General features: G+C 62.9%; 10 protein-coding genes. 7 read left to right on the top strand and 3 right to left on the bottom strand.

Annotated features, from left to right (window positions below; all coding sequences use genetic code 11):
• Nucleotides 1-30 precede the first annotated feature (30 nt).
• Genes H045_RS22315 through H045_RS22305 form a run of 3 tightly spaced genes read left to right on the top strand, consistent with a single transcriptional unit; the run spans nt 31 to nt 3,703 of the window.
• Nucleotides 31-1,839 (top strand): sensor histidine kinase, encoded by a 1,809-nt coding sequence (locus H045_RS22315; protein WP_015373515.1) that lies wholly within the window; start codon nt 31-33, stop codon nt 1,837-1,839.
• Nucleotides 1,836-3,221 carry a sigma-54-dependent transcriptional regulator gene (locus tag H045_RS22310; protein WP_003235988.1) on the top strand — a complete coding sequence of 462 codons (1,386 nt, stop codon included), beginning with the start codon at nt 1,836-1,838 and terminating at the stop codon, nt 3,219-3,221. Before H045_RS22315 ends, H045_RS22310 begins: the two co-directional genes overlap by 4 nt.
• A gap of 26 nt (nt 3,222-3,247) precedes the next feature.
• Nucleotides 3,248-3,703 carry a thioesterase domain-containing protein gene (locus H045_RS22305; RefSeq protein WP_015373514.1) on the top strand — a complete coding sequence of 152 codons (456 nt, stop codon included), beginning with the start codon at nt 3,248-3,250 and terminating at the stop codon, nt 3,701-3,703.
• A 67-nt stretch (nt 3,704-3,770) separates the two neighbouring features.
• On the opposite strand, the gene cysQ is transcribed toward H045_RS22305, so the two are convergent.
• A complete protein-coding gene (cysQ, locus tag H045_RS22300; protein WP_003235991.1) occupies nt 3,771-4,607 on the bottom strand; it encodes a 3'(2'),5'-bisphosphate nucleotidase CysQ in 837 nt (278 codons plus the stop codon).
• Nucleotides 4,604-5,170 (bottom strand): ADP compounds hydrolase NudE, encoded by a 567-nt coding sequence (gene nudE / locus H045_RS22295; RefSeq protein WP_003235993.1) that lies wholly within the window; start codon nt 5,168-5,170, stop codon nt 4,604-4,606. The genes cysQ and nudE overlap by 4 nt, the downstream gene beginning before the upstream one ends.
• Before the next feature lie 87 nt (nt 5,171-5,257).
• On the opposite strand from nudE, the gene yrfG reads away from it, so the two are divergent.
• On the top strand, nt 5,258-5,920 hold the full coding sequence (gene yrfG / locus H045_RS22290; RefSeq protein ID WP_015373513.1) for a GMP/IMP nucleotidase: 663 nt from the start codon (nt 5,258-5,260) through the stop codon (nt 5,918-5,920).
• A gap of 48 nt (nt 5,921-5,968) precedes the next feature.
• Here yrfG and lysM read toward each other — a convergent pair whose 3' ends face one another.
• Nucleotides 5,969-6,409, bottom strand: a complete 441-nt coding sequence (gene lysM, locus H045_RS22285) for a peptidoglycan-binding protein LysM (RefSeq protein WP_003235997.1) — start codon at nt 6,407-6,409, stop codon at nt 5,969-5,971.
• Nucleotides 6,410-6,548: 139 nt separating this feature from the next.
• On the opposite strand from lysM, the gene H045_RS22280 reads away from it, so the two are divergent.
• From H045_RS22280 to H045_RS22270, 3 genes are all read left to right on the top strand, one after another.
• The gene (locus H045_RS22280) at nt 6,549-7,436 is read left to right on the top strand and encodes a LysR family transcriptional regulator (protein ID WP_015373512.1); all 888 of its coding nucleotides are present in this window, start codon (nt 6,549-6,551) and stop codon (nt 7,434-7,436) included.
• Between the two features lie 97 nt (nt 7,437-7,533).
• The gene (gene fdhD, locus H045_RS22275; RefSeq protein ID WP_015373511.1) at nt 7,534-8,373 is read left to right on the top strand and encodes a formate dehydrogenase accessory sulfurtransferase FdhD; all 840 of its coding nucleotides are present in this window, start codon (nt 7,534-7,536) and stop codon (nt 8,371-8,373) included.
• Nucleotides 8,370-10,718, top strand: a complete 2,349-nt coding sequence (locus tag H045_RS22270; protein ID WP_015373510.1) for an FdhF/YdeP family oxidoreductase — start codon at nt 8,370-8,372, stop codon at nt 10,716-10,718. The genes fdhD and H045_RS22270 overlap by 4 nt, the downstream gene beginning before the upstream one ends.
• Nucleotides 10,719-10,788: the final 70 nt, after the last annotated feature.

The raw sequence follows: 10,788 nt of genomic DNA, 5'->3' as shown, positions 1-10,788 counted from the left end.
TGCGCCTGTACCCACAGGCGCACAGTTCACATGACTCCACCCCTTCCGCGAAGACCCCGCTGGCGCAGCCTGGCGCTGCTGGCGTTGTGCCTGGCGCCGCTGTTGTGGCCGCTGGAGCACTTGGCCGAGCGTTATTACCGCAACGAACTGGCCGGGCAGAACCGTCAGACCCTCGACCTCTATGTCGCTAACCTGCTCGGTACGCTGCATCGCTACGAGGTGCTGCCGCAGATCCTCGGCGACTTGCCGGCCTTGCGTACCGCGCTGGATGCGCCAGAGGTCAGCACCAACCTGGCCGGCGCCAACCTGCTGCTCAAAGACGTCGCCGCCCAGGCCGGGGCGGAAGTGATGTACCTGATGGACACGTCCGGCAAGACCCTCGCCGCGTCCAACTGGGACAAACAGGACAGCTTCGTCGGGCGCAACTTCTCGTTCCGCCCGTATTTCAGTGAAGCCATGGCCGGGCGCCTGGGACGCTTCTTCGGACTGGGCACCACCTCGGCCAAGCGCGGCTATTTTTTCGCCGCCGCCGTACGCGATGGCGACAGGGTCATCGGCGTGCTGGTGGTCAAGGTCGACCTGGACCACACCGAAAGCCTGTGGGGCAACACCCCGGAACAACTGCTGGTGACCGACCACAACGGCGTGGTGATTCTCACGTCGCGTCCGCAATGGCGCTTTCGCGCCACGCGGCCCTTGAGCGCCGAAGAGCGCCAGGCCATCAGCGCCATCCAGCCCTACCCCACGCGCGACCCGCAGCCGCTGAGCCTCAGCAATACGGCCTGGCTGCGCCAGTCCACCGCCATCGCCGAGACCGGCTGGAACGTGGAGATCCTCGCGCCGCAATCCTTGATCGACCGCCCGGTACGCACCGTGGTGGCGGTGGGCGGTGCCGCGCTGCTGGTGCTGATGCTCCTGCTTGGGCTGCTGATGCAGCGCCGTCGCCATTACCTGGAGCGCATTGCCTTCGAAGCCAAGGCGCGCCGCGAACTGGAAATGCGCGTGGTGGAACGCACCAGTGACCTTGAAGGCCTGAACAGGCGCCTCAAACAGGAAGTGCTGGAACGCGAGCACGCCCAGCAGGAACTGGTACGCGCCCAGGATGACCTGGTGCAGGCCGGCAAACTCTCGGCGCTGGGCACTATGTCGGCAAGCATCAGCCATGAACTCAACCAGCCCCTGGCGGCTATTCGCAGCTATGCGGAAAACGCCGAAATCCTGCTTGATCACGAACGCACCAGCGATGCCCGTGGCAACCTCAAGCTGATCAGCGAACTGACCGGGCGCATGGCCTCGATCATCGCCCATTTGCGCGCGTTCGCCCGCCGCGACCGTCATGCGCCGGAGAGTGTGGCCCTGCAACCGGCGCTCGACGATGCACTGGCGTTGCTGGCCAAGCGGCGTCGGTCAATGGAGGTGGAACTGATCCGCGACCTGCCGGAAGCCACCTTGTGGGTGCAGGCCGGCGAAACCCGCTTGCGCCAGGTACTGGGCAACCTGCTGGCCAACGCCCTGGACGCTCTCACCGAAAAGGGCCCGCCGCGCAGACTGTGGCTGAGTGCCGAAACCACTGCGCAGGGCGTCAACCTGTACATCCGCGACAACGGCCCGGGCTTTTGCATGGAAGCCCTGGGCCGCGCCAGTGAGCCGTTCTACACCACCAAGACGCGCACCCAGGGGCTCGGCCTGGGCCTGGCGATCTGCGAAACCCTGATGCGTGCTTTTGGCGGCGAACTGTTGTTCGCCAATCACAAGGAAGGCGGCGCGCTGTTAACCTTGAAACTGCGCGCCGGCTCGCCGGGCGTAAGTCTGCAACCGTCCGAGGACCGCAGTGTATGAGTATCGATAACCAGATCCAGGTGGTGTTGATCGACGACGATCCACACCTGCGTCAGGCTCTGTGCCAGACCCTGGACCTGGCCGGGCTGAATGTCCTGCCCCTGGGCGAAGCCAATGGCCTCACCGCACGCCTGTCCCGCGATTGGCCAGGCGTGGTGGTCAGCGACATTCGCATGCCCGGCATGGACGGCCTGGAGTTGCTCGCCGAACTGCACGGCCAGGACCCGGACCTGCCGGTGCTGCTGATCACCGGCCACGGCGATGTGCCGCTGGCGGTGCAAGCCATGCGCGCGGGTGCCTATGACTTTCTCGAAAAACCCTTTGCCAGCGACGCCCTGCTCGACAGCGTGCGCCGCGCGCTGGCCCTGCGCCGGCTGGTGCTGGACAACCGCAGCCTGCGCCTGGCCCTCAGTGACCGTCAGCAGTTGAGCACGCGTCTGGTGGGCCACTCGCCGCAGATGCTGCGCCTGCGCGAGCAGATCGGCGCCCTGGCCGCGACCCGTGCCGACGTGCTGATCCTTGGCGAAACCGGCGCCGGCAAGGAAGTCGTCGCCCGCGCGCTGCACGACCTGTCGAGCCGGCGCAGCGGGCCGTTCGTGGCGATCAACGCCGGGGCCCTGGCCGAATCGGTGGTTGAAAGCGAACTGTTCGGCCATGAACCGGGCGCGTTCACCGGCGCGCAGAAACGTCGGATCGGCAAGTTCGAATTCGCCAACGGCGGCACGCTGTTTCTGGATGAGATCGAAAGCATGAGCCTGGATGTGCAGGTCAAGCTGTTGCGCCTGTTGCAGGAGCGCGTAGTCGAGCGCCTGGGCGGCAACCAGTTGATCCCGTTGGACATCCGCATCATCGCCGCCACCAAGGAAGACCTGCGCCAAGCCGCCGACCAGGGGCGCTTTCGCGCTGACTTGTATTACCGCCTCAATGTTGCGCCGCTGCGCATTCCGCCGCTGCGCGAGCGCGGTGAGGATGCGTTGATGCTGTTCCAGCACTTCGCCGACGAGGCCAGCAGCCGCCACGGCCTGCCGCTGCACGAACTACAACCGGGCCAACGCGCGTTGCTGTTGCGCCATAGCTGGCCGGGCAACGTGCGCGAATTGCAGAACGCTGCCGAGCGCTTCGCCCTGGGCCTGGAACTGGCACTGGACAACACGCCGGATAACCCTGCCATTAGCGTGCTGACGTCCACACCGGGCGGATTGAGCGAACAGGTCGAGCAGTTCGAAAAAAGCCTGATCGCCGCCGAACTCACACGTCCCCACAGCTCCCTGCGCAGCCTTGCCGAAGCGTTGGGCTTACCGCGCAAGACCTTGCACGACAAACTGCGCAAGCACGGCCTGAACTTCGCCGACAGCGCCAGCCACAGCACCGACGACGAATGACCCGCCCCAACCGCCAGGAGGCTGACATGCCAAGCGATAGCAGTTATTTGGAATCCGTCCTGCACCACGACATCCCGCTCACTCGGGAAATGGGCCTCAAGGTCGTCGACTGGCAACAGGACCAACTACGGTTGCGCATGCCGTTGCAGGCCAATATCAACCACAAAAGCACCATGTTTGGCGGCAGCCTGTACTGCGGCGCCGTGCTGGCGGGCTGGGGCTGGCTGCACCTGCAATTGCGCCGTAATGGCATTGAAGACGGGCATATCGTGATTCAGGAGGGGCAGATCAGTTATCCGCTGCCGGTAACCCGGGATGCGACCGTAGTGTGCGGGCCGCCGGAGGAAAAGGTGTGGCAGCGCTTCCTGGCGACCTACAAACGCCACGGGCGGGCGCGGCTGACATTGGATACGTGGGTGTTGAACGAAGGCAGTGAAGAGCGGGCCGTGGCGTTTACCGGCCAGTACGTGCTGCACCGCTAGCGGCCCCACCAAAAAATCCCTGTGAGAGGGAGCTGGTCCCCTCCCACATTTTGATTGTTCAGAGGATTCAGGATCTGGCCAGGCTCAACAGGCGCTCACGCCACGCCGCCTGCGCCGGCAACGCCAAAAAAAATGGGTTCAGTAACGATTCCCGCGCCGGATAGCTGAACCGCTCGCCGCTCAACTCCAACACCTCGCCGCCCGCGCCTTCCAGTACACCTTGGGCCGCCGCCGTGTCCCACTGCGACGTGGGCGCCAGCCGTGGGTAACAATCGGCGCTGCCTTCAGCCAACAGGCAGAACTTCAACGAGCTGCCGATATTCGCCAGCTTCAACTCACCCAAGCCCTGGCTCAAGCCGTCCAGCAAACGCTCCTGCTCGGGACTGCTGTGGCGGCGGCTGGCGACGACGGTAAACGCTTCGCCCGCAGCCGGGGTCTTGCGCACCTGGATCTGCCGGGGCGCTTCGTTTACATCCGAACGCCACGCGCCCAGGCCTGCGCCACCGAAGTAGCAACGACCGCTGGTAGGCATCGACACCACGCCAAACACCACGCGACCCTGTTCGATCAACGCCACGTTGACGGTAAATTCTTCACTGCCGCTGATGAACTCCTTGGTGCCATCCAGCGGGTCCACCAGCCACCAGCGCTGCCAACACGCGCGCACGCTCTGGTCGATATCGGCGTCCTCTTCGGACAGTACGGGAATGCTGGGGTCGAGCGCAGTCAGGCCGGCGAGAATCAGGTGGTGAGCGGCCAGGTCCGCCGCCGTCACCGGCGAGTCATCCGCCTTGGCAGTGACCGCCACATCGGCGCGCCAATACGGCAGGATCACGTCGCCGGCCTGGCGTGCCAGCTCGATCACGGGGGCAATCAACGGGTGACCTAAAAACAGTTCGCTCATGCGCTGAAGGCTCCTCGCTGGGTCAACAGGTCTCGTACCAGGTAAAGCGCGGCCAATGCGCGGCCTTCGCTGAACTGCTCGTTTTGCGCCAGTTGCGACAGCTCGCGCAGGTTGATCCGGTCTACACGCATCGGCTCGGGCTCATCGCCCTCCAGGCGTTCTTCGTACAGGTCGGTGGCCAGTACCACCTGAATTTTCTGGCTCATGTAGCCAGGCGACAACGACAACTCGGTGATGTGCTCCAACTGATGCGCACCAAAGCCCGCCTCCTCCTTGAGCTCGCGATCTGCCGCCGCCAGTACGTCCTCGCCAGGTTCGATCAGACCCTTGGGCAACGACAGCTCATATTCGTCGGTCCCGCCACAGTATTCCTCGATCAGCAGCGCATGATCCGCATCGATCATCGCCACGATCATGACCGCGCCATAACCGGCGCCGCGTCCGACCAGACGCTCGTAAGTCCGTTCAACGCCGTTGGAGAAGCGCAATTGCACTTCCTCCACGCGGAACAAACGGCTACTGGCGACGATTTCGCGGGCGAGGACGGTGGGTTTCTGGCGCATGAGAGGCTCCTTGGCGTGATCGGGTTACTATACCGTGGCTTTTCCGATTGTCTGTGTCGGATATCTTTACTTACATGAGACCGCCCCATGCCCGCTTTACCCTGGCACGCCATCGACACTGTCCTGCTGGACATGGACGGCACCCTGCTCGACCTGCATTACGACAACCACTTCTGGATGGAGCACCTGCCACAACGCTACGCCGACCTGCACGGGGTGAGTCGGGCCATGGCCGAGATGGAGCTGCAGCCGTTGTTCGAGCGTAACGCCGGACAATTGCAATGGTATTGCCTGGACTTCTGGAGCGCCGAATTGAAACTGCCGGTGCGCGAACTCAAGCTGGAAACCGCCGACCTGATCGCCCTGCGCCCGGATGCCGACACCTTCCTGGCGGCGATCAAACAGGCCGGCAAGCGGGTGATCATGATCACCAACGCCCATCGTGACTCGTTATCGTTGAAGTTGGAGCGCATCGAGCTGGCGCCGTATTTCGAGCGGTTGATCAGCTCACACGACTATGGTTTCGCCAAGGAAAACCCGCAGTTCTGGGACGCCTTGCAGGCCGACATCGGCTTCGACCCTGCCCGCAGTCTGTTTATCGATGACACCTTACCGATTCTGCGCAGCGCGCGGGATTTCGGCGTGGGACATTTGCTGGCGGTGAAAGAGCCGGACAGCAGGAAGGGGCCCAAGGACACCGCAGAATTTTCTGCAGTCGAAGACTACCGCGACCTCATCGCCGGGCTCTAAACCACTGTGGGAGGGAGCAAGCCCCCTCCCACCTTTTTGATTTGCGTATTACTCGGGAATACGCAGGGTCTGGCCTGGGTAGATTTTGTCCGGATGCGACAACAACGGCTTGTTAGCCTCGAAAATTTTGTTGTACTGGTTGGCGTTGCCGTACACCGCCAGGGAAATCGCGCTGAGGGTGTCGCCCTTTTTCACCACAACGAAACGGGCGGCAGCCACCACCGGACCGGATACGGTGATCTGATCATCCACACTCGCCACACCGGCAATGTTGCCCAATGCCAGCAGGATCTTTTCTTTCTCTTCCTGAGTCGCCACCTCGCCCGTCACGGTTACCTTGTCGCCGTCTACCGTGGTTTGCACATTGGGATTGCCCAGGCCGACCTTGGCCACATGCTCTTTCAATTGCTCGCTGGCGTTGGCATTACCGGGCGTCAGCAGGTCGATCAACTTCTCGCCTGCTTCCTTGACAAAGCTTAAAAGACTCATGGTGCGCTCTCCTTGGGATTCGGGATTTGATTTCCAGATGCCCAAGACTAGACCCGCCCTGCCGACATGGGTTCCGGCCCGAGCACAGACCCAAACGCGCTAGAATCCCCCCGCCATTGGAATAAGCCTCGGAGCGAAGATGGACATCAAACAGCTGAAATTCCTCATCGCCCTCGACGAAACCCGTCACTTCGGCCAAGCGGCGGCGCGTTGCCACATCACCCAGCCGACCCTGTCGATGCGACTGCGCAGCCTGGAAGAAGAGCTGGACCTGCCGCTGGTCAATCGCGGGCAGCGTTTCGAAGGCTTCACCGCCCCCGGCGAACGTGTGCTGGCTTGGGCCCGTACCGTGCTGGCGGCGTATGACGGCTTGCAGGCCGAAGCGGCGGCCTGTCGAGGCAATCTGGTGGGTACGCTACGTCTGGGCGTGGTGCCGCTGTCGAGCTTTGACCCCCTGGCGCTGATGCAGCAATTGCACAAGGAACACCCCAGCCTGCGTTTTGAACTGTCGGCCCTCAGCTCCGAACAGATCCTGGAGCAACTGGCGAACAATCGGTTGGACCTTGGCGTGTCGTACCTGGAGCGTCTGGACACCGAACGCTTCGACTCCCTGGCCCTCGGCGAAACGCGCATGGGTCTGCTCTACGATCAACGTTTCTTCAGCTTCGGCGATACGCCGTTGAGCTGGGAATCGCTGATAGAACTGCCCCTGGGCATGCTTACCAGCGGCATGCACTTTCGCCAGTCCATCGACCACAACTTCCACAGCCGCGGCCTCAACCCACAACCGCTGTTGCAGACCGACGCCGTTCATCAGTTGCTGCAAGCGGTGCACGGCGGGCTGTGTTGCGCGGTGATGCCTCTGGAGGGCGGTCTGGATGCGCTCACCGAGCATTTGCGCCTGCAACCTATCGAAGATGCCCACACCCTCGCGCGCCTGGGGTTGATCATGCGGCGCAGTGCACCGCGCTCGGCCTTGGCAGAGGCCTGCTTCGCACTGTTTCAGAAATCGCCGACAGCCTCTTGATCGACGCCATCTATCGACAGATCAGTACTGGCGATTAGACGCGACGCTTTGTCGCGCCTAGTCTAAGCACTGACCAATCCGCCGATGGTATTGCCCCATGAACGCCAAGCACCCGGTCTGCGCGGCGCCCGCTCTCGACACGCCTGCGCCCGTCGCCAGCCAGAGCTACCAGTTCTGCAATCTTGAACACACAGAAGTGGCCAGCACCGCGCTGGCCGAAGAAGTGGCGTTGGCCATCGCCTACAACGACATCAGCCAAGCCGTGATGCTGGTGACGCCAACGGACTTGGAAGACTTTATCGTCGGCTTCAGCTTGGGCAGCGGCATCATTGCCGACGTCAGCGACATTTATGACCTCAAACTCAGTGGCTCGGGTTCGGCGCAGTACGCCGAGGTGCAGATTTCCAGCCGTGCGTTCTGGAACCTCAAGCAGCAGCGCCGACAACTGGCCGGCACCAGCGGCTGCGGGTTGTGCGGCGTCGAAGCGGTAGAACAAGCCTTGCCGGACCTCAACGTGCTGCCGGGCGCGCCGTTACCGCCTGCTGACTGGCTGGACGGCCTGCGTCAACGCATCAGCGCATTTCAGCCATTGGGCCAGCACAGCGGCGCCGTGCACGCGGCAGTGTTCATGAACGGCCAGGGCGAGTTGCTGCTGGGCCGTGAAGACATCGGCCGGCATAACGCCCTCGACAAGTTGATCGGTGCACTGATCCGCCAAAAAATCCCGACCGACGGCGGCCTGGCGATTGTCACCAGTCGTTGCAGCCTCGAATTGATTCAAAAAGTGCTGCGTGCAGGCATCCAGACCCTGGTCAGCCTGTCGTCGCCCACCGGACTGGCCCTGCAATGGGCACGCCGGCACAACCTCAATCTCATCCACCTGCCGCAGAAAAGTGCGCCGCGGGTCTACAGCCCCGCGATGGAGAACCAGCCGTGAGCAATCATCATCAAGCCGACCAAACCCCGACCCCGCGCTACAAGCCCTACAAAGGCCCGGCGGGCGGCTGGGGCGCGCTGATCAGCGTAGCCCAGGCATGGTTGACCAGCGATAATGCGTTGAAAAACCTGCGCATGATGCTCAAGACCAACCAGAACGGCGGCTTTGACTGCCCTGGCTGCGCCTGGGGTGACTCGCCGGAAAGCGGCATGGTCAAGTTCTGCGAAAACGGCGCCAAGGCGGTCAACTGGGAGGCCACCAAGCGCCGTGTCGATCCGGCATTCTTTGCCAGGCACAGCGTCACCGCGCTGCTGGAGCAGAGCGACTACTGGCTCGAATACCAGGGCCGCCTGACCGAGCCGATGCGTTATAACGCCGAAGCCGACCGCTATCAGCCAGTCAGCTGGGAAGCGGCATTCGACCTGATCGGCAAGCACCTCAACGCCCTGCCCAGCCCGGACATGGCCGAGTTCTACACCTCGGGCCGTGCCAGCAACGAAGCCGCATACCTGTACCAGCTGTTCGTGCGCGCCTACGGTACCAATAATTTCCCGGATTGCTCGAACATGTGCCACGAGGCCAGCGGCGTGGCCCTGGCGCAAAGCGTGGGCGTCGGCAAAGGCACCGTGACCTTCGATGACTTCGAACATGCCGATGCGATCTTCGTGTGGGGCCAGAACCCCGGCACCAACCACCCGCGCATGCTCGAACCTCTGCGTGAAGCGGTTAAACGCGGCGCCCAGGTGGTGTGCATCAACCCGCTCAAAGAGCGCGGCCTCGAACGCTTCCAGCACCCGCAGCATCCGCTGGAAATGCTCACCAACGGTGACAAGCCCACCAACACTGCTTACTTCCGCCCGGCGCTGGGCGGCGACATGGCCATCCTGCGCGGCATGGCCAAGTTCCTGCTGCTGTGGGAACGCCAGGCGCAGGCCGAAGGCAAGGAAGCGGTGTTCGACCATGACTTCCTCAACGAACACACCGCCAACGTGCTCGACTACCTGGGCAAGATCGACGACACCTCGTGGGATGAAATCGTCGAGCAGTCAGGGCTTACCCTGGTCGAGATCGAGCAAGCCGCGCGCATGTACGCCAAGGGCAAGAACGTGATCATGTGCTGGGCGATGGGCATCACCCAGCATCGCCACTCGGTGCCGACCATCCAGGAAATCGCCAACCTGATGCTGCTGCGCGGCAACATCGGCCGCCCAGGCGCCGGCCTGTGCCCGGTGCGTGGCCACAGCAACGTGCAGGGCGACCGCACCATGGGCATCAACGAGCGCCCGCCGGTCGCGTTTCTGGATTCCCTGGAGCGTCGTTTCCAGTTCCAGGTGCCGCGCACAAACGGCCACAACGTGGTGGAAGCGATTCACGCCATGCTCGAAGGCCGCTCCAAAGTCTTCATCGCCCTGGGCGGTAACTTTGCCCAGGCCACGCCGGACAGTTCGCGCACCTTCGAAGCGCTGCGCAACTGCGACCTGACGGTGCAGATCAGCACCAAGCTCAACCGCAGCCATTTGATGCACGGTAAGGACGCACTCATTTTGCCGTGCCTGGGCCGCACCGACATCGACATCCAGGCCGACGGCCCCCAGGCGGTGACGGTGGAAGACTCGTTCAGCATGGTTCACGGCTCCAATGGCCAGTTGCAACCGCTGTCGAAGCTGATGAAATCGGAGCCTGCGATCATCGCTGGCATCGCCGCCGCCACCCTGGGCAGCAAGCCGGTGGACTGGAACTGGCTGGTGGCCGACTACGGGCGCATTCGCGACCTGATCGCCGACACCATTCCAGGCTTCAAGGATTTCAACGAACGCATCAAGCACCCAGGCGGGTTCTACCTCGGCAACTCGGCCGGCGCACGTCGCTGGAACACCCCATTGGGCCGCGCCAACTTCCGCGCCAACATTCTGCCCAAAGACCTGATCCACGAACGCACTCACGCCACAGGCCGCGTGCCGGACCTGATCATGCAGTCGATGCGCTCCCACGATCAGTACAACACCACCATTTATGGCCTGGATGATCGTTATCGCGGAGTGAAAGGCCAGCGTGACGTACTGTTCGTCAACGAAGCAGACATCATCCGCCTGGGCTTCAAGCCGGGGCAGAAGGCCGACATTGTGTCGCTGTGGGAAGACGGCCGTGAACGCCGCGTGAAGGGCTTCACTCTGCTGGCCTTTGATATTCCGGCGGGTCAGGCCGCCGCGTATTACCCGGAAGTGAACCCGCTGGTGCCGCTGGAAAGCACCGGGGACGGCAGCCATACGCCGACCTCGAAATTCGTGGCGATCCGCCTGGAAGCGGCGAGTGACAACGGGTTGATCATGGCCCGCACTGCATAAATTACAGGCACAAAAAAGGCCGCTTTTTGCATAAAAGCGGCCGTTCCGAAGTAGATAGAGACTGGTCAAA

It is taken from the genome of Pseudomonas poae RE*1-1-14 (assembly GCF_000336465.1).
Lineage (GTDB): Bacteria > Pseudomonadota > Gammaproteobacteria > Pseudomonadales > Pseudomonadaceae > Aquipseudomonas > Aquipseudomonas poae.
The sequence above is the reverse complement of the archived record's forward strand: the minus strand, read 5'-3'. Positions and strand labels throughout refer to the sequence as shown.

Bases quoted from the DNA above. Each gene is read 5' to 3' on its own strand.
- fdhD (WP_015373511.1), top strand. From the start codon at position 7,534: ATGAACGCCAAGCACCCGGTCTGCGCGGCGCCCGCTCTCGACACGCCT.
- H045_RS22315 (WP_015373515.1), top strand. From the start codon at position 31: ATGACTCCACCCCTTCCGCGAAGACCCCGCTGGCGCAGCCTGGCGCTG.
- H045_RS22280 (WP_015373512.1), top strand. From the start codon at position 6,549: ATGGACATCAAACAGCTGAAATTCCTCATCGCCCTCGACGAAACCCGT.
- nudE (WP_003235993.1), bottom strand. From the start codon at position 5,170: ATGCGCCAGAAACCCACCGTCCTCGCCCGCGAAATCGTCGCCAGTAGC.
- cysQ (WP_003235991.1), bottom strand. From the start codon at position 4,607: ATGAGCGAACTGTTTTTAGGTCACCCGTTGATTGCCCCCGTGATCGAG.
- H045_RS22305 (WP_015373514.1), top strand. From the start codon at position 3,248: ATGCCAAGCGATAGCAGTTATTTGGAATCCGTCCTGCACCACGACATC.
- H045_RS22310 (WP_003235988.1), top strand. From the start codon at position 1,836: ATGAGTATCGATAACCAGATCCAGGTGGTGTTGATCGACGACGATCCA.
- yrfG (WP_015373513.1), top strand. From the start codon at position 5,258: ATGCCCGCTTTACCCTGGCACGCCATCGACACTGTCCTGCTGGACATG.
- lysM (WP_003235997.1), bottom strand. From the start codon at position 6,409: ATGAGTCTTTTAAGCTTTGTCAAGGAAGCAGGCGAGAAGTTGATCGAC.